General features: G+C 67.0%; 25 protein-coding genes and 2 pseudogenes. 8 read left to right on the top strand and 19 right to left on the bottom strand.

Annotation, left to right across the window (positions count from 1 at the left end; genetic code table 11):
- Positions 1 to 92: 92 nt before the first annotated feature.
- Positions 93 to 1,076 (top strand): P-loop ATPase, Sll1717 family, encoded by a 984-nt coding sequence (locus tag GF068_RS42690; protein ID WP_153825333.1) that lies wholly within the window; start codon positions 93 to 95, stop codon positions 1,074 to 1,076.
- A gap of 583 nt (positions 1,077 to 1,659) precedes the next feature.
- Here GF068_RS42690 and GF068_RS47310 read toward each other — a convergent pair.
- The gene (locus tag GF068_RS47310) at positions 1,660 to 1,992 is read right to left on the bottom strand and encodes a tyrosine-type recombinase/integrase (protein ID WP_170320046.1); all 333 of its coding nucleotides are present in this window, start codon (positions 1,990 to 1,992) and stop codon (positions 1,660 to 1,662) included.
- On the opposite strand from GF068_RS47310, the gene GF068_RS44035 reads away from it, so the two are divergent.
- The gene (locus GF068_RS44035; RefSeq protein ID WP_170320040.1) at positions 1,958 to 2,191 is read left to right on the top strand and encodes a hypothetical protein; all 234 of its coding nucleotides are present in this window, start codon (positions 1,958 to 1,960) and stop codon (positions 2,189 to 2,191) included. The genes GF068_RS47310 and GF068_RS44035 overlap by 35 nt on opposite strands.
- A gap of 176 nt (positions 2,192 to 2,367) precedes the next feature.
- Here the strand turns inward: GF068_RS44035 and GF068_RS42680 are convergent, their stop codons facing one another.
- The 6 genes from GF068_RS42680 to GF068_RS42655 form a co-directional block, all read right to left on the bottom strand.
- Positions 2,368 to 2,901 carry an RNA polymerase sigma factor gene (locus tag GF068_RS42680; RefSeq protein ID WP_153825331.1) on the bottom strand — a complete coding sequence of 178 codons (534 nt, stop codon included), beginning with the start codon at positions 2,899 to 2,901 and terminating at the stop codon, positions 2,368 to 2,370.
- Positions 2,858 to 3,145 (bottom strand): RNA polymerase sigma factor, encoded by a 288-nt coding sequence (locus GF068_RS47565; RefSeq protein ID WP_420814184.1) that lies wholly within the window; start codon positions 3,143 to 3,145, stop codon positions 2,858 to 2,860. Before GF068_RS47565 ends, GF068_RS42680 begins: the two co-directional genes overlap by 44 nt.
- A gap of 687 nt (positions 3,146 to 3,832) precedes the next feature.
- Positions 3,833 to 3,976: a hypothetical protein gene (locus tag GF068_RS42670; RefSeq protein WP_153825329.1), complete on the bottom strand. Its 144-nt coding sequence runs from the start codon at positions 3,974 to 3,976 to the stop codon at positions 3,833 to 3,835.
- A 26-nt stretch (positions 3,977 to 4,002) separates the two neighbouring features.
- Positions 4,003 to 5,349, bottom strand: coding sequence for a hypothetical protein (locus tag GF068_RS42665; protein ID WP_153825328.1), 1,347 nt, complete (start codon positions 5,347 to 5,349; stop codon positions 4,003 to 4,005).
- 15 nt (positions 5,350 to 5,364) lie between these two features.
- On the bottom strand, positions 5,365 to 5,802 hold the full coding sequence (locus GF068_RS42660) for a hypothetical protein (RefSeq protein ID WP_170320044.1): 438 nt from the start codon (positions 5,800 to 5,802) through the stop codon (positions 5,365 to 5,367).
- An 83-nt stretch (positions 5,803 to 5,885) separates the two neighbouring features.
- Positions 5,886 to 6,848 carry a plasmid mobilization protein gene (locus GF068_RS42655; protein WP_153825326.1) on the bottom strand — a complete coding sequence of 321 codons (963 nt, stop codon included), beginning with the start codon at positions 6,846 to 6,848 and terminating at the stop codon, positions 5,886 to 5,888.
- A 984-nt stretch (positions 6,849 to 7,832) separates the two neighbouring features.
- Here GF068_RS42655 and GF068_RS42650 point away from each other — a divergent pair.
- Complete coding sequence (locus GF068_RS42650) at positions 7,833 to 8,003, top strand: hypothetical protein (RefSeq protein WP_153825325.1); 171 nt, start codon at positions 7,833 to 7,835, stop codon at positions 8,001 to 8,003.
- Positions 8,004 to 8,049: 46 nt separating this feature from the next.
- Complete coding sequence (locus GF068_RS42645) at positions 8,050 to 9,348, top strand: hypothetical protein (RefSeq protein ID WP_170320043.1); 1,299 nt, start codon at positions 8,050 to 8,052, stop codon at positions 9,346 to 9,348.
- 90 nt (positions 9,349 to 9,438) lie between these two features.
- On the opposite strand, the gene GF068_RS42640 is transcribed toward GF068_RS42645, so the two are convergent.
- The 5 genes from GF068_RS42640 to GF068_RS42620 all read right to left on the bottom strand — a co-directional run bounded on the left by GF068_RS42640 (position 9,439) and on the right by GF068_RS42620 (position 13,781).
- Positions 9,439 to 10,191, bottom strand: coding sequence for a hypothetical protein (locus tag GF068_RS42640; protein ID WP_153825323.1), 753 nt, complete (start codon positions 10,189 to 10,191; stop codon positions 9,439 to 9,441).
- Between the two features lie 140 nt (positions 10,192 to 10,331).
- The gene (locus GF068_RS42635) at positions 10,332 to 12,317 is read right to left on the bottom strand and encodes a virulence-associated E family protein (protein WP_170320042.1); all 1,986 of its coding nucleotides are present in this window, start codon (positions 12,315 to 12,317) and stop codon (positions 10,332 to 10,334) included.
- A 122-nt stretch (positions 12,318 to 12,439) separates the two neighbouring features.
- The gene (locus tag GF068_RS42630; protein WP_153825321.1) at positions 12,440 to 12,712 is read right to left on the bottom strand and encodes a hypothetical protein; all 273 of its coding nucleotides are present in this window, start codon (positions 12,710 to 12,712) and stop codon (positions 12,440 to 12,442) included.
- Positions 12,684 to 13,472, bottom strand: a complete 789-nt coding sequence (locus GF068_RS42625) for a hypothetical protein (RefSeq protein WP_153825320.1) — start codon at positions 13,470 to 13,472, stop codon at positions 12,684 to 12,686. The genes GF068_RS42630 and GF068_RS42625 overlap by 29 nt, the downstream gene beginning before the upstream one ends.
- Positions 13,473 to 13,505: 33 nt before the next feature.
- The gene (locus GF068_RS42620; RefSeq protein ID WP_153825319.1) at positions 13,506 to 13,781 is read right to left on the bottom strand and encodes a hypothetical protein; all 276 of its coding nucleotides are present in this window, start codon (positions 13,779 to 13,781) and stop codon (positions 13,506 to 13,508) included.
- Positions 13,782 to 13,812: 31 nt separating this feature from the next.
- On the opposite strand from GF068_RS42620, the gene GF068_RS42615 reads away from it, so the two are divergent.
- The 3 genes from GF068_RS42615 to GF068_RS42605 all read left to right on the top strand — a co-directional run bounded on the left by GF068_RS42615 (position 13,813) and on the right by GF068_RS42605 (position 15,495).
- Positions 13,813 to 14,721 (top strand): hypothetical protein, encoded by a 909-nt coding sequence (locus GF068_RS42615; protein WP_153825318.1) that lies wholly within the window; start codon positions 13,813 to 13,815, stop codon positions 14,719 to 14,721.
- Positions 14,722 to 14,822: 101 nt separating this feature from the next.
- Complete coding sequence (locus GF068_RS42610) at positions 14,823 to 15,074, top strand: hypothetical protein (RefSeq protein ID WP_153825317.1); 252 nt, start codon at positions 14,823 to 14,825, stop codon at positions 15,072 to 15,074.
- A 19-nt stretch (positions 15,075 to 15,093) separates the two neighbouring features.
- Positions 15,094 to 15,495 (top strand): hypothetical protein, encoded by a 402-nt coding sequence (locus GF068_RS42605; protein ID WP_153825316.1) that lies wholly within the window; start codon positions 15,094 to 15,096, stop codon positions 15,493 to 15,495.
- A gap of 607 nt (positions 15,496 to 16,102) precedes the next feature.
- Here the strand turns inward: GF068_RS42605 and GF068_RS46780 are convergent.
- Entirely contained in the window at positions 16,103 to 16,237 is a 135-nt protein-coding gene (locus tag GF068_RS46780; RefSeq protein WP_275939363.1) for a hypothetical protein, read from the bottom strand.
- Between the two features lie 308 nt (positions 16,238 to 16,545).
- Between GF068_RS46780 and GF068_RS47560 the strand changes: the two are divergent.
- Positions 16,546 to 17,580 (top strand): annotated as a pseudogene (locus GF068_RS47560) (tyrosine-type recombinase/integrase); the annotation flags it as partial.
- A 197-nt stretch (positions 17,581 to 17,777) separates the two neighbouring features.
- On the opposite strand, the gene GF068_RS45985 reads toward GF068_RS47560, so the two are convergent.
- The 6 genes and pseudogenes from GF068_RS45985 to GF068_RS44665 form a co-directional block, all read right to left on the bottom strand.
- Positions 17,778 to 18,893, bottom strand: a complete 1,116-nt coding sequence (locus tag GF068_RS45985) for a tyrosine-type recombinase/integrase (protein ID WP_338046791.1) — start codon at positions 18,891 to 18,893, stop codon at positions 17,778 to 17,780.
- The gene (locus GF068_RS42590; protein ID WP_153824562.1) at positions 18,883 to 19,110 is read right to left on the bottom strand and encodes a hypothetical protein; all 228 of its coding nucleotides are present in this window, start codon (positions 19,108 to 19,110) and stop codon (positions 18,883 to 18,885) included. Before GF068_RS42590 ends, GF068_RS45985 begins: the two co-directional genes overlap by 11 nt.
- A 1,530-nt stretch (positions 19,111 to 20,640) precedes the next feature.
- Positions 20,641 to 20,781 carry a hypothetical protein gene (locus GF068_RS42585; protein ID WP_153825313.1) on the bottom strand — a complete coding sequence of 47 codons (141 nt, stop codon included), beginning with the start codon at positions 20,779 to 20,781 and terminating at the stop codon, positions 20,641 to 20,643.
- A 66-nt stretch (positions 20,782 to 20,847) separates the two neighbouring features.
- Positions 20,848 to 21,576, bottom strand: coding sequence for a P-loop NTPase family protein (locus GF068_RS42580; protein WP_153825312.1), 729 nt, complete (start codon positions 21,574 to 21,576; stop codon positions 20,848 to 20,850).
- Positions 21,577 to 21,580: 4 nt separating this feature from the next.
- The gene (locus GF068_RS42575; protein WP_153825311.1) at positions 21,581 to 22,039 is read right to left on the bottom strand and encodes a transglutaminase-like domain-containing protein; all 459 of its coding nucleotides are present in this window, start codon (positions 22,037 to 22,039) and stop codon (positions 21,581 to 21,583) included.
- Positions 22,036 to 22,966 (bottom strand): annotated as a pseudogene (locus GF068_RS44665) (hypothetical protein); the annotation flags it as partial. The pseudogene GF068_RS44665 and the gene GF068_RS42575, both read right to left, overlap by 4 nt.

Genomic DNA, 22,966 nt, shown 5'->3' with positions numbered 1-22,966 from the left:
GACACAGGGATCCACTCCGTCGGCTGGGCGAGCCGCGTGCAGTGGATCATGCCTGATGGCGCTTGTCGATCCCCCTCGCGCAAGTACTCGAAATGAACGGGAAAGTGGAACTGATCGGCGCTCTAGGGCATGCAGCAAATGCGGGCGCTGCTCGCATTTGGCTATTCGTCGACGATGTCGATGCTACGTTCCTAAGCACGCCTGAGGAACGTTTAGCGGCCAGCACTTTTTTCAGCGCCTGTCGCAACCTCTGTAGCATGGTAGAAGGGCTGACTGTACGCGCTTCTGTGCGCACAGATGTTTGGACCATTCTCGCCCAAGCCGATGAGTCGCTCGACAAATGTGAACAATACATGCTGGATCTCGCTTGGAGCACACTTGAAACGGGGCAAATTCTCGAGCGTAAAATTCTCAGTTATTTCCGCCGGCAGTATCCGCACGACAGCAGATACTCCGAGCTGGAGCCCCGTAAGGATGGCGGCGCCATATTCGGGCTTGTATTCCATGAACCGTTTTATTGGAACCGGAAGCCGCTGGAAGCATTTCGCCCTATTCATATACTGAGCGCCGGTCGGCCGCGCTGGGCGGCCCAACTCTGCAAGATGGCTGGCCGCTCGGCTGCGAAGGTGGGCCGCAACCGGATCACCCTGAAACATATTACGTCGCAGTTGCGCGAGTATGGCGAGGCTCGAATCGACGATCTCTACAAGGAGCATCGTCATCAGTGCTCTAATCTTGAAGGGCTTATCGAAGGTTTTGCCGGCGGTGCAAAGCGATACGTTACACATGATTTGCTCAATCGAATTGCCAACAAAGTATTTCGTGAAGTAGGCATGCCAGAGATTGATGGCGTCAAGGCTGGCGCCATCGAAGTGGCACACTTCCTCTTCCGAATTGGCTTCATCTGCGCTCGCGATGACTCGGATCCCACAGTCTCCTTGGGATTCGTACGATTTGAAGATCGCCCCAACCTACTTCGAACGCGTGCGAATCTGGACGACGGCTTGGATTGGGAAATTCACCCAAGCTATCGAAAAGTTCTGCGGATCGGTTCCTCCGACGACATTGATGAGTAGTGGTGACACGGAACAGCATCTTCCCTCGCAGGTGCCGAAAGCGGAGCACGGGCGCTCGCGCTCTGTCTGTGCCTCGCGGCCCTCGCCACTGCGCCCGGGGCCGAACCCCCGTCGTTCCGAGCATGCCCGTTGTTGCCCCACTGTTGCCCCAACCCATGCACCGGTGGGTCTCGAAACGTCTCGTTGCGGTCAACTTCAGCTCGCCCCCTCGATCTCGCAGAACGGCCGGGATCACCGCTGTTTTGCTGCTGATCTCCGTGTGGTTCGAGGGTGCTGCTAGAAGCTACCTAAGCCGTTTCCTAAACCGAAGGTCGCAGGTCCGATTCCTGCCGGGGGTGCCAATGATTCCGCGGGGTTACGAGCCATCCCCCCTCGCTCCCTCCCCGCCGACAAAAGCTGTGGCCTCACTGTGGCCTCAACCGAGAACGGCGGTCGAGCCCAGCCGAGGACGTGTCCTCTTCCGGGCCCTGCTCGACTGTCTGGAGCTGTTCTTGGGATGCGGGCGGCGGTGCGGTGACCTCGCCTACCATGCTCCGGTCGACCCTTGCCCCCGGCGTTGCACCGAGGGCCGCGTGGCCGGGCGTCAGTTCTTCTCCCCGTCGCCGTTCCCGCCACGACGGCGGACCGGCAACCGACGAGCGGCCTCCTCGAGGTCTTCCTTGAGGAAGTGCACGTAGCGCTGCGTGGTGGACAGGTTCGTGTGACCTGCCATCCGCTGCACGACATGCACGGGAATGCCTGCGCGGAGCCAAGTCGTGATCGCGAAGTGGCGCAGGGGATATGAGATCGAGCCGATCGGGCTAGAACCCGCGGGAATCGGCCTAGAGACGGTCGAGCCGATCGAGCCGATCGGCGAGCGTAACCCCGCGATTCCTGGTCGCTTGACAGAATTCCGACGAGAACACGAGGCGACCACGGCCCCCCCGTCGAGCCCCCTCGTCCAGGCGACCGCGGCCGTCCGTGCGATGCTCGACGCGGCGCTCGTGTCGGGTGACATCGAGGGCGCGCGGCGCGCTACGGTCGCCCTGCAAGCCCTCCTCGGCGAGCCCCCGACGTCGGGCCACGATGCGCCCGTCTCGGCCGTCAAGAGCACGCGCAAGCGCCGAAAGGCGTAGGCCGCTCCCATGGCCCCGAGCGAGCTCGTGAGGGTTCGCCCGGGGCTCGCCCCTTCCCGATCTCCCCCTGCACCATGTGCGCGCCGCGCCGAGCGGCACGAACTCGCGGCGTAACCGGCCCGCGAGGAGCGCCGCCGCAGCGCGCCCCCGCTATTGCGCGGCCGTGCTCCCGTGGATCACCTCATGATTGCCAGCAAGTCACGCGCTCGCGAAAGCCTGCTTTTGGCCGTGCCGAGCACCACGCCGACGGTATCGGCGGTCTCGCTCGTCGTGTACTCGAGCGCGTCGAGCTCGACCACCCTGCGCAGGTTCGCAGGCAATCGCTCGACCATCCGCAGAGCTTCGCGAGCCTCGAAGCGGAGAGCGGGATCCCCCCCACGCGAGGGTGTTTCGTCTGCTGGGCCCCCTCCGCTCCGCCTTGCGATCCGCCGATAGCGCCGGGCGGCCCGGACTGCAAACGCCGCTACGAGCGTCCGTGCGGCGTCCACGTCAGCCTTCCCATCGATAACGCGGATCCGGCGCTCCTCCGAATAGCGCCAGAATGCCAACAGTACATCTTGCGCCAAATCGTCACGATCCGGAGCGAGAACGCCTACCCGGCGAGCGATGCCGCAGACGTAGGGCCGAAGCTTCTCTAGATCGCACGGATCCAGCGTGATTCGTTCGCTATGCTCGCCCGTCTCTTCGTTGACCACCCATTGCCGTTGCATGGCGTCCCTCCGTTCGTTTCAGCCGCTCCTGTCCAGCGTGCAATCGTTTCCAGGCGGTAGCGCGCGAGGTTGCGAGCCCCCGCGCTATCTCGCCGATCGAATAGCCTTCGAGGTGGAGCCGCAGCGCGGCGCGCTCGACGGGCGGCAGCCGTTCGGCGCGGTCACACCATTGCGCAAGCGCGGCGCGCTCCTCGGGCGAGGGCGACGGGTCGAGAGCGCTCCTTTGCAGGTCTCTCCCTGACATGAGCACCTCGACCCTATGACGGGCGAGGCGTCGCCAATTCATCGCGAGAAACCACGCCGTTCGCATGAGCCATTCGGCAGGGTTACGCGGCGCTCTGCTTAGCTGGGAGTATTGCAGAAACACGCGCTGCGCGAGGTCGTTCGCGTCGGCCTCATGCACACCGAGCCGGCGCAGCTTCGCGACAATTCGCGGCCGTTCTCTGGCAAAAAGGCGGACGAATCCCGCCCCGCTCGCGCCCGTCGGGCGCTCGGGTCCCTTGCGCTGCATTGTGCATCGCTCCCGGCCGCGTAGTGCGGTCGAGGCTCGATTTACGAGCGGCCGTGACCCGGTGGCAAGCTCATTTGCGTACGACGATCGTTTTTCTTGGCCACATGTTGCACGAAGGCGATATGCCACGCCGCACGCATGCAGCATTGATCGTGCGTGTCTTCGATGCGTCAGCGATCAGGCCGGGCCGATTGACAGATATTCGCCGCTCGACCGTCGACAAATATCCGGGCGGCCGTCCTCGCGGCGCTCGCCAAGGTGGCGATCGAGTAGGCCGAGGCCGAGGACCAGGGCGCCTCGATGGGGGGCGCTCGCGGCCGTCCTCGCGCGTCAGGACCGCGCGCCCGGGTGAAGAGCACGTGCACGAGCTCGCGGCCGTCCTCGCGGCGCTCGCGGCGCTTGCGGCGCTCGCGGCCGTCCTCACGCGTCGAGCCGCGCCGCCCGGGTGAAGAGCACGAGCACGAGCTCGCGGCCGTCCTCGCGGCCCTCGCGGCCGTGGGCGTCGAGCCGAACGAGGACGAGGCCGATGGGCGCCTCGATGGGGGTTCGATTGTCCAGGAACACGGGACGGAGCGGCGAGGGGGCGGCGCTCAATTCGTGACGAACACCCCGCGCCCGCCTCGATCCCGCGAGCGCGCACTCTCCTCGGCCGCTTGACGTTCGTCCTCGGCCCGCATCGCCGCGAGCCTTGCATCCGTCCCCCGTCCCTGCTTCTCCTCGTATTCGAGCGCCGCCCGATCGCCCTGCGACACGAGGCGCGCATGATCGGCGCGCAGCATGGCCCGCGGCTTCCCCGCCGGATCGCGTAGAAGCAGGCGCGCCCGCTCCTCGCTGGTCAAGGTCCGCCCGTGGTTTCCCTCGTGCACGCGGCACGTGCTCATGGCCCAATTCGTCGAGATCGCCCGCATGATCGCGAGATCGATCGACGTCGTGGCCCGCTCGATCTTGTCCCGCTCCTCTACGGGTTTTCCCAGGAACCGACCGAGGATCACGGCCGCCTCGGCGAGCTTCGGATCGATCGGCTCGAATTCGCTCCCCACCTTCCGCGCTGCTACGCCGGCCTCGTGCGCCTCGGCCGCGAGCTCGGCGAGCATCCCGTGCGCCTCGCGTTCGAGCTCGCCCGCGAGCGCCAGCATGGCAACGGCCGGCGCAGCGTGCGAATACCAGCGCTCGACATCGGCGAGGGATTCGAGGACGGCACGCGCGGCGGCGCGGCGCTCCTCGGCCTCGGCCTTGATCTCCCGGGCCCGCTGCGGATCGGCCGCGAGCGCTCGCCGATCGCCCGCCTCCCCCGCGTCGAGAGCGGCGAACACCTCGGCGCGGATGGTTGCGCCGCGCGCGCGCGCCTCGCCGAACGCCTTGCGCGACATGTCGAGGATCGCCGCGAGCTTCGGCCCGGGGTGCGTCGAGACGTAGGCCGCGCTCGCCTTTTGCGCGTCGTCTCCGGCCCGCACGATGCGCGCCTCGGCCTCGGCCCGATCGGCGTCCGCGCGAGCCCCCTCGAGACGGATGCGCGCCGCCGCGAGCGCCGCGCGGGCCTTTTCGAGGGACGCGCCGGCCGCGTCATGCCGCCGCGAAAAGGACGCGAGGATCCCAGCGGCGCGCGCCTCGGCTTGCTGCGCCGCCGCGAGCGTCGATGCCGCGCGCTCGTCGTCGGGAGCCGAGGCGGCCGCGTCCTCGGCCTCGTGCAACGCTCGACGGGCCGCTTGGTGCGCGCGCTGCGCGTCCTCGTAGGGCAGACGGGCCGCCGCGAGCGCCGCTTGCGCGTCGGCCTCGGCGCGCTCGCATTCCAGGACGGCCGCCTCGGCGCGCTGGACCTCGACAGAGGGCGGCGAGGGGGGAGCGGGCGGCAATGCCGGGCGAGACGCGGGCGCAGCGGGCGCGGGCGCGGAGGTCCCCCCGAGAGCGGAGAAGAGACGGCCGAGAGGGTTTTTCATGGTGAACGTGTCCTTTCATCGTGAGCCGCTCGATTGCGGCGTAACGGTCATGGCCGCAGCGGCCCGGACAAATGTCTCGTTCGGCGAAACTCGACGCGCAGCAATCTCGACCGCTGCGCGCCGGTACGCTTCCGCGAGCGTGCGGGCCGCGCTCGCGGCGAGGTCGGGTGTCCTGCGCCTCGCTTTCGCGAGCGTCGGAACGAGCGCGTTGATCGTCCGGTGCTCCTGTTGGATGGTCCAACCGGGCGCGCGCGTGGCCGCGCCGAGCACGTGCATTACCTCGTGCAAGACCACCTCCGGCCACGCCCGAAGCTGCTTCATGGTTCGGGGGCGCTGGACCGAGATCCACGCGCGTTTCGTGGCAATGTCTACGTCGCACAACCCCGCCATGCGTTCTCCCTTCGCCGGGTATCCCGCGCCCGCGTCATTGCACGGATAGCGAAGGTCCGCCACGTGGCGCGCCTCGATCGTCCAATCATCGAGGCCGAACGCATTTTGCCAGAATGCCACCTCGGCCGCGAGGTTCGGGAGCACGGTCAACCCTCCAATGCGGTCGCGAGGCGGACCGCTACGATCGTTCGTCCCGACGCATCGACGGGCGCGAGGCCGCTCGCGTCGTCGCCCGCCTCGGCCGCGAGCTCGCCGCGCGTGATGAGCACGAGCACGGCCGCGCGCGCTTCCTCGAGGGGCATCCCGCCCACGTGGACCTCGAGGACGAGCACGGGCGCGGGGATCGCCGCGGAGGGATCGAGCGCCGCGAGGGACCGCGCCGCCGCGAGGACGGCCGCCGCTGCTTCGGAGAGCTCCGGGGGTTCATCGAGGCGCGCCTCGTTCGCGGAGACCTCGGCGAGCTCGTGCACGGAAGCGGGCGGCGCGTCGAGAGCGTGATCCGGATCGGCCTCGGCGGGCGCATCGAGGCCGGCCTCGTGAGTCACGCGCGGCGGCGCGGCGAGCACGTGCGACGCCGGCCGGACCTCGAGAGCTTCCTCGGCCTCGGCGGGCGCAGCGGCGGCGCGAGAGGATGCCGGGCGGCCCGGACGATCGGGGCGCGGCTCGTGCTCGCCGATCAGCTCGCGCGGCTCGCGGCGAGGCGCCTCGGCGAGCACGGGCGCGGCGTCGAGAGGCGGATCGGCGAGGGGAGCGGCATGGGGTGCGCTCGTCCGGATCGATCGGCGCGCAGCGGCCGAGGCCGAGGACGGGCGCCTCGGCGAGCGCGGAGGGGGGCGCGCATCGAGGCTCACGACGTTGCGAGACGCAGGCGCCTCGGCGGGCGCGGGCGCGGAGGAAGCGCGCAGCGCGATCGGCTCGCGCGGCTCGCGCGAACCGGCATCGACGGGAGAGACGCGGCGAAGGGCGCGAGGCGGCGCGGGCGGCGCGTAGCCTCGGCTGGATAGATGGCCGAGCATCGTGCGCCGGGCGTATTCGTTCCTCGCGATCCCGGCTTCCTCGGCCGCTGATTGCAGCGCCTCGGCCTCGGCCCGCGTGAGCCGAAAGGACACGAATTCGGAGGCCGGCTCACTGAAACATCGTCGGGGGCGGCCCATTGTGCACGCGGAGCATAGCAACGCGGCGCGATTACGGCCAGTAGCGAGGAGCATCGAGGCGATTTTTTCGCGAATAGCGTGCACGAAACGAGCGGTGAAGGAGTGACAGGCGCCGACGTCCACGGACAAGAGGCGAACGAAATCGCGGGATCTGCCGTGGTTGCCGCGTTAACAGCGATTCCGACGCGTCGAGACCTTCGCGGGAAATTCGCCTCCCACTTGCCTGCATATCCCCCTACACTGTTTCAGGGGGTATGTCGACAGAATGCCCAGCCTCGCCAAACTGTACAATGTGCGCACGGCAGCACGAGCGGCGGCGCGGCAGGGTGTAAGCTATCTCTGATTGGCCAGGGGTTGGCCAGGGCTTGGACAGGGATTCCCCAATGGTTCCGCTGGAGTGTCCAATCGGCCAATCTGTCCAAGGGGTCCCGCAACATCTTCTACGTGTACACGTGCGCGTATCGCGTGCGCGCACCCCTCGCGGTGGGAGCATGTCGCGTGTTCTCTCTATGTGTGCGCGTGCGCTTATGCCTGGACACATTGGACACGTGTGCGGATCATGCGAGATCGTAAGGGTTTTTGCGGTGTCCAATCTCTGGCCAATCTGCGGCCAATCTCCGAAGCTTGGCCAGGTGGAGCCACGGGAAACGCCGGGTTTCCGGACCTCGAGAGCATCGAGGGGAGGACGTGCACGAGCGCCGCGAGCACCTTGCCGAACGCACCCCCTCGCCGCTCTCCGCCCGATGTCCCCCCGTCCGCGCAGCGGCGGCGCGGAGCACGAGCGGCGCCTCGGCGCGCGCATGGTCCCCCCAGCGCCCCCCCACACCTCGCCGAACGCCAGCGGCCCCCAGCGCCGCGAGGACGCGCGGTCGCAGCTCCCCACGGGCGCGAGGTCCCCCCGTCCCCCTCGATGCGTCCTCGGCCCTCCAGCGTGCGACCGTGAGCCGATCGGCGAGCGCCGCACGCGAGCTCGCCGAGGACACCCCGCGCCGCCGCGAGCACGAGGCTGGCGTCGAGCCTCGCGCCATGGCGCACCCCAGCGGCCCGCACGACGCACCCGGCAAGGTCGAGGAGCGTTACCGCGCCGCCCGCCCCCCGACGCCGCCTTGACCCTGCTGCGGGCCCGCGCCTGGCATCGGGTGAGGTCCGCGCGCTCGTGAGCTCGCCGAACGTCGAGCCCTACCTCGGCCGCGAGGAGCACGAGCGCACCCCGCGAGCCGATCGCCCTGCCTTGCCCGTCCTCGCCCCGCTGCGCCGGTCACGACGTGCGAGCCGCGCCGAGGCGTCTCGATGCCCGTCCGCCGTGCCGTTGCCACCTTCAACCCGCACCACCACCGGCCACAACGCAGCACGCCATGTGTACATCCCCTCCGCCAACACTTGGCGGTTTCATACGCTTCGCTGTAAACTCTCCGCCATGACAGCGAACAGCCCCAACGATCAGGCGTTAGACGGAAGTCAAGCGGAGCCCCCGGCTACTCCAGTGTCCCCCACTGACAACAGGAAAACGCGCGGCCGCGGTCTCTGGCGGCAACTTGAAGCTCCTCGCCTATACCTGGCGAGCAAAACGCTTTTCTTTGTTGGCCTGGTAATATTTTTGTTTTTTACGTCCATCAACGAAATGAAGGCGCTTCTCGATACCGGCAATGGTCCGTTGCGAGTGATACTCGCAACGTCGTTTATGTGTATTGGCCTCGTAGGCTACGTTGTGTTTTCGCCTGCCACTCCCGCGTCGACCTCGTTTACCCAAGTGGACCTAGACCATTCCCGCGCTCGCTTGACGCCAGAGCGGGATTTTCAAGCAATCAGCAGTCTGATCGCCAGGCTTGAGCGTCGCGTAGAAGCGAATTCCGCAGCAAAGAATCCGGTTGAGATTGCGGAGGCCCTTCGTCGCGCCAATTCGTTTGACGTATACTTCTCGGGGATACAGGTCGCGCTCGAGCAAAAGGCTGACAACGCGGACCGAAAGGCGTCTGTTGCGCTCGAGGATGGTAAACGGTACTTGATGATGGGCATTCAGTTCTACCTTGTGTCCATCGTCACATGGCAAGTGCTGACCCGAGTCTACGGATTCCAGCCAATATTTGCCTACGGGATCGGGTCCTGCTCGCTATTGTTCGTGTTTGTCGAATTTCTCGGTGCGTGGTTCTTCAAGCAATATCGAACGTTCGTGGATACTTCTACGTACCTATTGAAAGTAAAGGCGATATTTGATCGCTACATGCTCACTTTCTTGTTGCTTCGTGATCGGTCCATAGCGGCAGAGGCCAACTCCCTTCCGCTAAATACACTTCTGGCCATGTTGAAGGATGATATTCGATGGCCAGACACGTACTTGCTTAAAAACGCAGATGTTGCGTTTGCTCGGGACGCACTCGAGTCATTTTCGGATGTAATAAAGGGCCTGCGTCAACAGGCGGATGGCACTAAAAGGGACCCGTCAGCATCACGTTAGTCATCTTGATTCTTCAGAACAACCGGCGACGCGCCCCCGTTCCTTCTCGCTCGGCGCCCCCCCTCGAGACCACGCTCGTCCTCGCGTTCGTCACGCGCCCGTGCTGGGATCGGCCTCGTGCTCGCCGCGCTTCTCGCCCGCCTCGGCCTCGCGTCCGGCCTCGTGCTCGCCGCGGTAGGCTTCCCACGTCGCCCCCCACGACGCGCCCACGGGCGGCGCGAGCTCGTGCACCTTCACCCCGCGCGCCGCGAAGCGCCGCGCGAGCTCGTAGCCATGCGGGCGCGGGATCGACACGTGGACACGCTCGCCAGCGGCGAAGGGCAGAGCATCGAGGGGGAGCCATTCGAGCCACGGCACGACGTATGCGACGGCCGCCCGCCCGCGAGCCTCGGCGTACGCGAGCAAGGCGATCCCGTCGAGAGCATCGGGGACGAGCACGCTCCGCGCCTCGCTCGCCGCTTCCGCGGGCCCGATCCGAAGCAGGCCACGGGCGCGCCGCCCGGGGGGCCATATCGTGGCCGGGAAGCGCTCGTCCGGGGGGAGGAGCGAGCGCCGGGCGAAGGTGCGCCCGTGCTCGTGCTCCGCGCCCGCCTCGGCCGTCCAGGGGATCAACAGGCGATGCGCGGGCCATTGCGGGCGCATGCCGCCCGCGTCGAGCCGCGCGAGCCCAGCGCCGACAAGCTCCTCGGTCGAGAGCGCACGCGCGAGGACATCGAACGCAGGGAGCGCCGTCCACCCCGCGCGGCGCGCATGGCCGAGCAATCCCGCACGGTCGAGAGCGCGCGCAACGGGCGCCCCGTGCTCGCTCTCGAGGGATCCGAGCCGCGCGAGGGTGTCCAGCACGCGAGCGAAGGGCGCATCATCGAGGCGCACGCGCGGCGAGGCGGAAGCAGGCGACGAACGCGCGGGCGGCCGTCTCCCCGACGTCGAGCCCCCTTGCTGCGCCGGGCGGCGCGGAGGGTTCCCATATCGGCCGCCTTTCGTCAGCACGTACACCCACCTTTGCCCATGTCCGCATTCTCACAATGGCCGTTGCGGCACAACGGGCGGCATTCGCAGAGCGCGAAGCGACAGCCGTTTTTGCCCTTGGCGAGAAGGTATGACGGTAACGTCGCGACGCGCGCCGCCTCGTCAGGGTCGAGCCAGCGCACGATATCGCGATCCGGCAGAGCGACGACGGCAAAGCCCTGGTAATGGGCCTCGGCGTACGCTTGCCCATCGGGCAACGGTTGCAGACCGGCCTCGGCGACAGGATCGCGCCTCCACGGTCGCGCCACCGCGCCCGCGTCCTCGGCCTCGCGCGGTAGCTGCGCGCCCGTCTCGGCGCTCGCCGCTGGATTCGGAGGCCGCTTGTAGACGGTTTCCCTCTGCCCATTGCGGCGCTCGCGGCCGTCCTTGATCCACCCCGCGCGAGCGAGACACGTAGCGGCCCGAATGCTCGCGCCGTGATCCATTCTTGGCGCATCCAGCTTGACGGCATCCTTGAGAATCTCTGTAATCGTTACCTCGGTCCGCGTAGGGTTGTCCAGGTACGCATCGATCAAGCTTTGCCACGCGTCGCCGTGGCGGCGCGCCTCGGCCTCGGCCGCGCACAAGGCTTTCTCCTCGGCCGTCTCGGGCCACCAGCGGCGCGAGGCAAGATCCGGATCCTCGTAGACTGCCATTGCCTCGGCGAACAGCAATTCCCGCTCCGCCGCGAGCGCGCCGAGGTCCGCCTCGTGCGTGCAGCGCACAGGCCAGAAGCGCCGGTTTTCGTCGTCGCGAAGGTACGTCCCCAGCGCGTTCGGATTGACCGTTCCTGCGAATACGCATTGCCGCGGCGCGGCCGTCGCCGCTTTCGCGTAGGGGCGCCGGTAGTAGTCCTCCTGCGTCGCAAGAAACGCCTTGACCCTCGAAATATCGGCCTTGTGGATACCGTCGAGCTCGGCCATTTCGACGCACCAGCGCCCGCGCAGCACCTCGAATCGATCTTTGTTGCCCCAGTCGATCGACGCGTCGGTAAACCAGCCTTTGCCGAATAGAATGCGCAGCGCCGTGCTCTTCTTGATGCCCTGGAGTCCCTCGAGAATCAGCATGGTGTCGACCTTCTCCCCCGGAACCATGACGCGCGCCACGGCCGACACGAGAAACCAGCGCGACACGAGGCGCACGTATTCGGTATCCGGCGCGCCGAGGTGACGGATCAACCACGTATCGAGGCGCCTCTCGCCGTCCCATCGGAGGCCGCGCAGCCAATCGCGGATCGGGTGGATCTGCCGCTTTCTCGCGACAAGCTCGGCGGCCTGGTAGCATTGTGTGGGGCTCAATTCGAGCACATACCTCCGCACGAGCCATGCCTGTAGCTTCGTGATATCGGATTCACCCCAGGGCGCGAGCGGCGCGCCGTCGTCGTCGTCGGGATGCCAGGGCGGAGCGCGCGTGCACACGATCGCAGAGATGAATTCGTCCCACGCGAGGACGTCCGTCCACGATGCATCATGCGTCAAGATTGTAATGGCATTCGCAGGAGCCCGGCAAAGCTTCCGACCGTCGCGAGTATTCCTGTAAACGAGCGCGCTGCGCCAATCCCCCGGAGGAGTGTCGGGCGCTCGCGGCTGGGATCGCTTGCGCCCGCGGGCCTTGCCTTGCGCCTCGGCGCCCTTCGACGGGCGAGGGGAGGAAGCGCGCTTGTCCTCCTCGCCAGGCGGACGGCCGCCATCGTGCTCGGCCTCGCACGGCTCGCCGCGAGCCTCGGCCGTCCCGATCGGCGCGCGCGCCTCGGCTTCGCGCGGAAGCTCCCCAGCGTCGGCCGGGCGGCCGTCGAGAGCATCGAGGGAATGCTCGTCCTCGCCGGTCCCATTGCATTCGTTGTCCGATTCTGCTACTTTCATTGTGTCTCGACCATTCGCGGCCGTCCGGGCGTGCCTCCCGAGGCGGCCGTTTTTCTTGGTACATGCGCAGCGCGCACGATCGCCGCTCGCGCGACCCATCGCAGCGCGCACCTTTCCCGCTCGCGTCGCCCTCCCTTCGACGCGTCCCCCCTGCAATGTCATGGCGAGGCCGCGAGCGCCGCCCGGCATCGAGGCCGAGGACGCTCGCGCCTCGCGTTCGTTCAGGCGAGCGCCGCCGCGCCGCCCGGCATCGAGGCCGAGGACGCTGCGCCGGCCGTGTTCGCGGTCTCGTTCGCCGCGAGCCGATCGAGCGCCGCGCCGAGCTCTTCCCGGATCGCGTCCAGGTTCGCGCGGGCCCGCTCGAGAGCGATCCGCGTCTTCCTCGAGACGGGTTTTCCGCCGAGCACGTGCCCCGCGGTGATCGGGTGAAGGTCCGCCGCGCCAGCGACGAGCAGAACGCGCTGTCTATCGTTCAGTCTGTCGAGGTTTCGCATAGCTGGCCGATACTATCCACGACGCGCACGAGGCACGCAAGCCCATTTCGTGCACGCGCGAATGAGCGCAATCGAGCGTCAATGCAATGCAATCGGAGGGGATACCCGTCATGCATACCGCTCGATTGGCGAGGGGGGCCGCTCGATTGCTCGCGCCGAGATCCAGCGGGCGAGCGTCGGAATCTTGCTGCTTCTGCACGGGGGCAAGCGGGCGCGCCGAGGACGCGCCGCCCGGCGTCGCACGTCGAGCCGCACCCCGCGGTCCCTTGGCCCGGCGATCATCGAGGGGGGCGCGTCGAGCACGCTCGTCCTCGGCGAGGCGCGCCGCGAGCTCGTGCACGTTGAGCCGGCGCTCTTCCTCGGCCGCTGGCCAGCGCTGCGCGATGCCCGAACGCTGCGCCCGCGCCGCGAGCTCGTGCACGTTGAGCCGGCGCTCTTCCTCGGCCGCTGGCCAGCGCTGCGCGATGCCCGAACGCTGCGCCCGCGCCGCGAGCTCGTGCACGTCGAGCCGGCGCTCGTCCTCGGCCGCTGGCCAGCGCTGCGCGATGCCCGAACGCTGCGCCCGCGCCGCGAGCTCGTGCACGTTGAGCCGGCGCTCTTCCTCGGCCCGCTGCGCCCGCTGGGGCCTCGGCCCCGCCGCGAGGACGCGCCGCCCGGCGTCGCACGTCGAGCCGCACCCCGCGGTCCCTTGGCCCGGCGAGCATCGAGGCGGGCGCGGAGCACGCTCGTCCTCGGCGAGGCGCGCCGCGAGCTCGTGCACGTCGAGCCGGCGCTCGTCCTCGGCCGTGAGGGGCTACGCCCGGCCGGACCTCGGCCCCCTCGCCGAAAACTTGGGGATCTCGAGGACGGACCACACGATCCCGCCCATGGTGAAGGCGAGCACGAGGAAGAAGAGCGCGGGCAACGCGAAGAAGAGCACGAGGCGCGAGGCCGCGAGCGCCGCGACGCAGAAGAAGCAGGCCCGGACGAAGCCGAGCGTCGCGGAGGCCGAGGCCGGGAGCGCCGCCGAACCTGCGTCCGATACGACGAGCGAGACGGGCAACGCGAGCGCGGAGGACGCGACGGACAAGCCCGACGCCAACGAAGAGCCCTCGAAGGCAGTGGCGCCTAAACCCGACAATACATACCCGACAAATGACTACAAAAAGGAAAGCCTTCGCGTATTGCGCGAAGTCCTGACATTTTTCGGCCCTTACGCAATTCGCTACTCGTCCCTCGGGCCGAGCCCCGAGGAGCTAGAATCCTTTGCGCGCATTGGCATGCCGCTCAGGCCATCGAAAGACCCTGTAATCAGGATCCAGCGCTATCACCGAGCTATCCAGAGAATCATCCTGGCGCAAGCGATCTTGTCGAAGCTGCTAGATGCCATTCAAACTAATAGTCACGACGCGTGGCTCAGGCTTGAGCTTGCGCAAAAACTTTTTGAGAGGGCAAACGAGCCGCCGCAAAAGGATCTTTTTATCTGGGCGATCTTGGACGCAATTGGCGAAGCGCGACAGGAGTTGAGCCACCTACCGGGCTTTGGCCATCTTGCGCCCGGCTGGGCGCAGTTTGATGTAGACGGTGGACGAAAAAAGAAGATTGATCCAGGGCGCGGCAAACCTCTTGATCCTGCAATCGTCGAAGCGAGCAACACGATCGCGGCAAATTTGAAGCAGGATCTTGTGAGCATTGACGCTCGATTTGGAAGCATCGACGACAGCGCCATTAGGAATCGACTCGAAGAGCGGATCGCGGTTGAGCGCGTAGCGGCACACTTGATACTCGAATGCAAAGCTCTCGGCTACGAAATAGAGACTGAAAACGCATTCGACAGCGTAAGGCGAAAAAGGCAGGCGCACAGAGTTCGCCCGAATGACAAATACAAAAGCAAACAGGCATTCGATGGTTTCGTAAAGACAATCAAGGAGGCAGAGAAAACGCGGAGCCAAAGATCCGACGAGACAGAAGAGGAGCCCGATCCTGATCTTCTCCGTTTTTTGGGAAGCCTAGCAGAGCACTCCACGTAAACTTGCGTCCAACGTCCGCACGTCCGGCGACTTGTAAGGCAAAATTCCCCAGCGGTTCTCTACGCATTCCGCAGTCGCTTTGCATGACTAAAAGAAACGTCATGCAGCAAGCCCAACGCTCCAAGATTCCCCGGGCGCAAGGCGTCACCCCGCCGGATGACGTGCGCCAAGCCCTCGGCGCTCTCGTGTCTGCCATCGGCGAGCGGGCGGCCCTCGAGCGCCTCAACATCAGCCGTCAAACCCTGGCACGCGTGACGGGCGGCCTTCCCGTGCGCGTCGGGACGCTCGTCCTGGTCCGTCAGCAACTACAGGTAAGCGCACAGAAGGGAGGCGCCTACCATGGCAACGGATGACCCTCGGCCCGGCGATCCCTTGACCGATCTCGGCAATGCATTCGTGCGCTTCCTGAAATGGCTTGTGACGCTTGTCATAGAGACCGCAGCGCAGCACGGAAGACGCGACGAACAGCCCTATTACGACGCCAAGGGCTCTCCTATGGGCAAAACCGCGTTTCTCCGCCTCGCTCGCGAGAATGCGTTTCCGACGTACCGGGCGGGCAAAAAGCTCCTCGCCAAGCGCGCGGACGTCGACGCGTGGATCCAGTCGCAAAAGATCGCGCGCCCGCGAACCCCGCGCCCGCCGCCCGGAGCGCGCGCCGTGCCGCCCGTCGACGTGAACGCCTTGTCACCGGCCGAGGCGCACGAACTCGCCATGGGTCGAGACCCGAAGCAGGGCCCGACCACGGAACGGAGCCCGCGCCCGCGCGGTCGCTGATTCCGCCGAGGCGCCTCGCGCGAGGTCCGGACCGTCGAGACATCGATCGGCCTCGTGCTCGCGCGTCCTCGGCCATCGTGCGCGCCCGTGGGGGCGGGCGCGCTGGGATTGAAGCACTCGAAAGGGGGCGGCGAGGCGCACGCGAGCGCCGCCGCTGATATGCCATGACGAACCACACACGAGCGGCGCCTCGATGCGCGCCGCCCGAACGGACCGATCCGCCCTTCGCCCGTCGAGACATCGAGGCCGAGGACGGCCGCGAGCTCGCCGCGCTTCCGAACGGGCCACGCTGCGCGGAGCATCGCGCCGCCGCGAGTCGATCGACGCAGACGGGCGAGCGTGCGCTCGCCGAGGACGAGCACGACGCGCCCGCCGAGGACGAGCACGACGCGCCCGCCGAGGACGAGCACGAGGCGGACCTCGAGAGCATGACCCCGCGCCGCCGCGCCGCCGCTGCGCCGGGCGGACATGCGCGCGCCGAGGAGCGTCCGCACGTGGGGACCTCGAGAGACCGCGCGAGCGGGCGCGCATCGGACGCGAGACGATCGGCGAGGGGAGCGAAGCAGGGTTCGGCCGCGACCGCGACGCGGGCGCGAGCACGAGGCGCCTACGCGCCGCCGCGAGCCGATCGCACGGGCGCGCCGAGGCCGAGGCCGAACGCGAGCACGAGCGCCGGCTCGACGCCCCCCGCGAGCTCGCCGAGGTCCCTCCGCGCCGAGGCCGGCCCGCGCAGCTCTGCCACGTCCCCCCACGGGCGCGAGGACGGGCGCAGCGTGCGACCTGCGACGCCAGGCCGCTCTCCCCTCGCCGATCGCTTCCCGGGCCCGCTGCGCGCCGCCGCGAGCCAACCGAGCGGCCGAGGCGAGCCCTTGACGCCCGCCGGGGGGTGTGGTCCGCTGGTAGGGCAGAAAAAGCGGGCCCCGTCCGGTGCTGGTAACACCGAACGAGACCCTAAGACAAACCCCGCGGTAATCGAGGTTTGACCTATGGGCACCATACCGTCCATCTGGGCAAGATCCAGCCATTTTTCAAGCGCGGAGGTCCTGTAATATGGGCCGCCGTCGCACTGGTAACATATTGCTTGAAGGTGACCATTACGTGGCGCGCGTCCTTCTGGACGGCCGCTACGTGCGGATCCACCTCCCCCCGGGCATGTCCGAAGCTCGCGCCCGCGAGACCGCGAGGTTCTACACGGACAACCCCGACAAGGCGCGCGAACGGCTCGACCAGCAGGCGCGCGAGCGGAGCAGGGGTGCGCCCGTTCCGAAGGGGGAGACGTTCGCAGAGTACCTCGACCGATGGCTACGGGATCGCGAAGAGCGAGGATATACCAGCATCAAGAGCGACCGCTCCGCCTTTACGCTACACGTCGTGCCGACCATCGGAGAGAAGCCGATCGCGACGATCACGCGCGAGGATTTGGAGAGACTGGTCCAAGTCCTCGACAAGAAGATCGTCCAAGGTGAGTATTCGTGGCGCAGCGCGAAAAAGCTATGGCTTGCGGTTCACAAGCTATTTCGGGACGCATCATCGGCGAAAAACCTCGCGCTGCGCGTACGCAAGGACAACCCAGCGCAGGGCGTCGTGGGCCCTGACCGGGGCGATCAACGATCCAAGGTGTACCTTTTCCCGAGCGAGTTCCTACAGCTCGTATCGTGCGAAAAAGCGCCTCTCGAAATGCGCCGGCTGGCGACGCTCGCCATATACCTCTACTCCCGCATATCGGAGATCCTTCGTCTGCGGTGGACCGACGTTAACCTACAGGAGGGCGTCATCTATGTCCGCCGCAGCTTCGATCGCGCGCGAAAGCAGGAGAAGGGGACGAAGGCCAGGCGCCCGCGGGCCTTCCGAATCGAGCCGAATTTGCTCCCCCTGCTTCACGCGCTGTACGCCGAACGTGACGAGAGCGGCCGGGTAATTCCGGTCTATGGCGAGCACATGGCGCGGCGCTTCCGGGCGGCAATGCTGACGGCCGGACTCGATCGCCCGGACCTGTACATCGCCGACGAGCTCCACAAGCGGATGACGTTTCACGATCTCCGCGCGACGGGGATCACGTGGATGGCCATGCGTGGGGACACTCCGCACGTCATCATGCAGCGCGCGGGACACCAGAACTTCAACTCGACCTTGGTCTACATCCGCGAAGGTGAAGCGCTCCGCGGCAACGTCGGCGAGGTCTTCCCACCCCTGCCTGCCTGCCTGCTCGTCCCGGCCGGCGAGGGATCCACGGGCGGCGGTAATCTGTCGGAAAACTCTCGGGGAGGCACGACCCCGACGAGTCAAGTGTCGGTAAAGTCAGGCGAAAGTGAACGCGAGGCGTATTGCTCTAGGCAGTACACCGACCACCCTTCGACCCCGGCCCGCTTGCTCGTGCGCGCGAACGCCTGCTTGAGCCCGGACTGGCCCCACGGCTCCCCGGTGTCGCTCAGCGCCACGTACGCCTCGCGCGCTGCGCTCTTGACAACCGGAACGAGGACCCGCGCGAGTTCGCGCGAGATCGGAATCTCGCGCTGCCCGGTCTTCGGCGTGTGAATCTCGCCGTGTGACCGACCCTCGCGCACGGTGAGGAACCCGCCGACCGCCTCGCCCTTCTCCCACCGGAGCTGCACGTCCTTGCATCGGAGCGCGCGCACTTCGTTGGGACGAAGCCCGGCGTCCGACATGAGGGTGAAGCCCAGGCGGTGCGTATCGCAGGCGACCCCGAGAATCTGCTCGACCTGATCGTCGCTCGGAATCTCCAGGACGCGCTGCCCGACCTGCTTCAAACGCGGCAAATTCGCCGGCCGGTCCTCGATGTATCCGCGGCTCTTCGCGAACCGCAGAACCGATCGAAGCACGACCTGCGTATTGTTCCGCGTCGAGCGGCTCAACTTGCGCTTCGAGAGCGCGAGGTCGAGATCCGCCGCGGCCTTCCCGTCGACCTTGTCGAGGGTCAGCTTGCCGAGCTTCGGGAGCAGCGAGGCCCGAAGGACCGACTCGTACCCCTTCCGGCTGGTGACCTTGAGCTCCGCGACCATGAAGGTCTCTCGGAACTCGCTGACCACCTCGGCAAAGGTCTTCTTCGGCTTCGGCTTCGGCTTCGGCGCGGCATTCGCTCCGGACGAATCGTCCGAATCGTCCGGCGCAGTCCCCGGCTCGAACGGCTCGCCAAAATTGGCGATGTTGAGCAGGTACCGCTTCTCCTCCGCACGGGCCGCGGTCCACGTTTGGACCTCGGCATCCTTGCGGAAGCGGGCCCGCGTGCCGTCCCGCTTCTTGTACTGGATGTCAATCAACAGACGGGTTTCCCCGTATCGCTCTACCTTGCGGACTGCCATGGTCAGATTCCTTTCCGACCATCCCAGCCACCTTTGCGAGGCTGGGACTGTAGCACGAGGACCGTCCTCACGGGACACCCCAAGCTTCGGAGAACCGGACCCGCCAGATCCGGCCGAACTTGCGCGCCCGCACGCCGTCGACGCTCGCCTCGGTCACCCCGTCCGCCGCCCGCACGGCGCGCCGCTCCAGCGTCTTTCGCAGCGCGCCCACATTCATGCCGAGGTGCGCCGCTGCGCGGTCGATGGGCACCCAGCCCCCGACCGCTTGATGGGCTTCTCCCTGCTTTGCCGACATGCCGGGACCTCCCTTCCTTACCGCCCATGTCCACCTCCCCGACGCGCGCGAGGGCTCCGCGGCGCCACGTGAATCGACGACCAGGCGAGGGGGCTCGAGCTCATGGCGAGCGACCCCTCCCAAGCGTCGGTCCACCGGAATGTACGGCACGTCAGCGACGACTTTCAAGCCATTTCGCGAATAAAATCGTCGACTTGTCGACGGAGATCGAAAAGCCGAGCTTCGATGGGGGATTTTGAGCGCCCCCCTTGTTTCGCCGCGTGGCGATCCGAGGGCCGCCGAGAAATCGAACGAGATTTCGCATGCTCGCCGAGCCCCTCTCGCGCAAGTGCCGCGAACCCTCGCGCTCGCCACCCGCCGCCGGGCAAATCCTCGGCTGATTTCTCGGAAGTCCCCGGACTGGACCCCTGAGAATCAAGCCTCGTCGACCGAGCGCCTCTCGAATCGCCCTTCTCTTTCTCGGAAAACATATCCCGGCGGACCACGCACGAAGCCCGCTCGAGCGACCGCCACTGTAGGAATTCGCACTCGCCTCCGAACCCGACGGCGTAATATCTCACAACGTCGGTCGCGAGCTCGTCGTCGTGATCAGGTCCGAGGCGCGGGCCCCCGGCCTTCCCGAGGGAGACGCCACGGCGTTGCCGCGCTCGGTCTCGGCGCAGGCTCGGAAAATCTCGGCGTTCTCCTGGCGCGCACGGACCATCCCGTAGGCTATCATTTCGTTCCGCACGTACCTGCACCAAGAACCAATTCCACCTCGAACATTCCTCATACAGCGATCACCTTAAACTTCGGTACACGCGATCCCGGATGCGGCTCAGGCGGGGGTTCGTCTCTCCGCATGAAGTTCAGCCATGGCCAACCTCGACTGTTTCAACAGCCGAACGCTGAACAGGCATGTTCACTGCCGAAAGCAACACGCGCGATCCGCGCACGTGGTGCCACAAAGAACTCTTCGAGGCGTTCAACCCCGTTCGCGTGCTCGATTTGCCTTGTTTCATGCTGGCGCGTCGTACCCGTACGTCCGCACGAACACCCACTTGGGCGACAGGCAAACCTCGACCTACATCGTTTCCCGTACGGATCGACATCGTCCGGACGGTCGCTTCCGTTCGATGCCCCGTAAGGGGGCAGCTCTGATCGGCGACGCGTCACGCTTTCCGCTGGTTTTGCACACCATCGGTCTCCCGTGGTCCGCGGATGAGCCGTCAATCCACCCCCGGAGAACCCACGTCAGCCGCCCCCTCGCGGCTGCAAAATCCTCGGCACTTTCTCGGGAAGCACTCCCTGCGCGCGACATTTGCTTTGCCTTCAAACGATTGGTTCGTCGGCGCGCTCGACGACGGGTAGTCCAAGCAACAGCTTTTGTGTTGCAATGACCGAGCGACTTGTTCCATTATCGACCCAGCACCATGAACCACCCAGAGCCCACGGGGCTCGACGGGCAGTCGTCTGCCGTCGAGCCGGACTCGGAGTTGCGGAGCTGGCAACAGATCATCGACCTGTACGGTGGTGAGTGCTGGCATCAGCTCACCGCGCTATGCGGCAAGAAAGCAACTGCCCCCCGCCGCTGATGAGCGTGTCGAAGAAGCCTCCCGTATCGTCGTCGAACGGCGTCGCTGTTTCCCCTTCGGGCGCGCCGCTGGTCTCCTCGTTGGTCTCGTAGGACAAAGTGATAGCGTTAGGCATACCGAAATGCCTCCTCTCCCTGCTTCGGTTGTGTTTCGTGCGATGGCTCTACGAGGCCATCGGACGCTCGATCGTGCGCGGGCAAAGGCTCCAGCGGCACTTGGTTACTTCGATGTTCTTCGGACGGACGATGGCCGTGGCGTCCACGTCGTATTCGTTCCCCATGGGACCGGCGAACTGGCCGGCCTTGTTGAAGTGCGAGACGACGAGCACCGTGGGGCGCATCGTCGCGACCGTTTCGAGGAGCGTCGTTTGCTCGACGTAGCTCCTTGCCCAGCGTTGAAGCGAGTCCACGACGATCACGGCGGCATCGGGCGGCACGGCCTGGAGGGCGTCGCGCCAGCCGACCTTGCTGCCGCTGCCGCTGCGCCTGCTCACGAGGCGAATGTGTCGTGACGACGAACCCGTGCGCGGAAAGAGCTCCTGCACGAGGTTTCGGTTCTGCTCTGCGTCGAGCCAGTATCCGAGCCCGTCCAGCTTCGCGGCGATCTGCGCGGCGAGCTCGGCGCAAAGGGTCGACTTGCCGGCCCCGGGCACGCCGCCCACGAGCACCTTCAAGCCGAGCACGACGCCCCCCAGCGCGCGCGAAAGGAGCGCGGGGAAATGCGTCGGTCGCAAGGGCGTGCTACGCTCCTCGAGCGATTCGACGACGATGCCCGGCGGGACTTCGTGCGGGATGAGCTCCCACACGGTCGCGCCGCATTCGCAGTATCCACCGCAAAGCAGGGGTCGTCGCCGTAGACAGACGGCGCATCGAAGGGGCGGGTTGTGGCTCATGGCGTCACCAGTAGTTCGTTCTCGCAAGCCAGGCGGGCGGGATACGCCCGATCGTCGAGTTCAGGATGGTCGGGTCCGCGGGTTGCCATCGCCCATTCACGAAGACCTCCGCGAGGATGTGCGGAAAGTCCTGCTCCGGGCGGACCGGCTTTTCGCGGGCCGGAATGCCGCATGCGCGGCAGAGCGTCACGAAGACGCGCGTCTTCGCGTCGCAGTCGCCGAAACCGCGGAAGAGCGTCACGGCGGAATCTTCGAGGACTTCGCGCTTCGGATCGCGCACGTAGTCGATCGCGTACTGGCAGAATTTCAGGATCGCCGCGGCGCGCTCGTGCATCGGCAATTGCCGGAAGACGGCGGCCCAGCGCTGCACCTCGGGAAGCAGGAGATCGCGCTTGCTGCCCTCGGCCATGTACCGCGCTTTCGCGAGGTTCGACGGGAAGTGGACGATACGCGGCCGGATCATTTGACACCGCTCTTTACGGCCATGGACAGCGCCTCGCCGAAGACTGCGGGCGATCCGGTCGTGGCGAATTCCTCGAGTTTCGCCAAGAGGTCGGGATTGTTGTCGAGAAGTTGGATGCCCTGCATTGCGGCACTGGCGAGAGGATTGGCGGGGATCGAGGGATCCGGAGGCGCGGGAATGAGACCCGCGGCCGTGAGGTGCGGCGCGAGATTGGTCGGTTTGTGCGACCGCGACTCGGACCGCGCGCTCGCGGGCGGCGGCGGAGGAGGAGGAGGCGGCGGCGGAACAGGCGGCGGAAGCGGCGCGTCCACGAAAGGAGGCTCCGGCGGCGGCGGAGGAGGAGGCGGAAGCGGCGCGCTCACGACGAAAGGAGGCTCCGGAGGCGGCGGCGGAGGCGGCGGGGGCCTCGGCGGCGGCGCGATATTCTGCTGGCCGTCCGTGCAGTGCACGGGCGCCGCGGGTTGCACACGCACGGGCGCCACGGGCTCGAGCTGCGGGAGCTCGACGGGTGCGGGCGGCGCGGGCGCGGGCGGCGGGGGCTGCGCAGGCGCGGGCGCGGGCGGCGCGGGCGGCGCGGGCGGCGCAGGCGCGGACTGCGCGGGCGAAGTGGCCTGCCTCAAGACCATCCCCATAGGGGTCTGGATCATCTCCCAGCCCTCCCAGGACATCGGCGTCGCCATGGGCCACGGATTCGGCGGGGGAGGCGGGGGCGGGGGCGGCGGCGGCGTATTCGCAGCGGTCGCGGTCTTTACGAGGGTGAGGAGCTTGGCGATCTCGCCGAACTCGTCTCCTCCCCCGCTGCCATTGCCACCACCGAGGTTCTTCGCGATCTCGATCCCGCGCTCCATCCCTCGCTCGTACCCGGCCCCGCCGCTCGGCTTGCCGGCGTCGTTTCCGCGGAGCAGCGGCACGATCTCGCGCACGACT

Origin of the sequence: Polyangium spumosum (assembly GCF_009649845.1) — a bacterium.
In the GTDB taxonomy this organism is placed as follows: domain Bacteria; phylum Myxococcota_A; class Polyangia; order Polyangiales; family Polyangiaceae; genus Polyangium; species Polyangium spumosum.
This window is presented reverse-complemented; position numbering and strand designations above follow the sequence as displayed.

What these genes read in the sequence shown, in the direction of transcription:
- GF068_RS42580 (WP_153825312.1), bottom strand. Translation starts at nt 21,576, where the DNA reads ATGAGCCACAACCCGCCCCTTCGATGCGCCGTCTGTCTACGGCGACGA.
- GF068_RS42610 (WP_153825317.1), top strand. Translation starts at nt 14,823, where the DNA reads ATGCAGCAAGCCCAACGCTCCAAGATTCCCCGGGCGCAAGGCGTCACC.
- GF068_RS42630 (WP_153825321.1), bottom strand. Translation starts at nt 12,712, where the DNA reads ATGCGAAACCTCGACAGACTGAACGATAGACAGCGCGTTCTGCTCGTC.
- GF068_RS47565 (WP_420814184.1), bottom strand. Translation starts at nt 3,145, where the DNA reads ATGTCAGGGAGAGACCTGCAAAGGAGCGCTCTCGACCCGTCGCCCTCG.
- GF068_RS42575 (WP_153825311.1), bottom strand. Translation starts at nt 22,039, where the DNA reads ATGATCCGGCCGCGTATCGTCCACTTCCCGTCGAACCTCGCGAAAGCG.
- GF068_RS42635 (WP_170320042.1), bottom strand. Translation starts at nt 12,317, where the DNA reads ATGGGTCGCGCGAGCGGCGATCGTGCGCGCTGCGCATGTACCAAGAAA.
- GF068_RS42590 (WP_153824562.1), bottom strand. Translation starts at nt 19,110, where the DNA reads ATGTCGGCAAAGCAGGGAGAAGCCCATCAAGCGGTCGGGGGCTGGGTG.
- GF068_RS42690 (WP_153825333.1), top strand. Translation starts at nt 93, where the DNA reads ATGAACGGGAAAGTGGAACTGATCGGCGCTCTAGGGCATGCAGCAAAT.
- GF068_RS42665 (WP_153825328.1), bottom strand. Translation starts at nt 5,349, where the DNA reads ATGAAAAACCCTCTCGGCCGTCTCTTCTCCGCTCTCGGGGGGACCTCC.
- GF068_RS42680 (WP_153825331.1), bottom strand. Translation starts at nt 2,901, where the DNA reads ATGCAACGGCAATGGGTGGTCAACGAAGAGACGGGCGAGCATAGCGAA.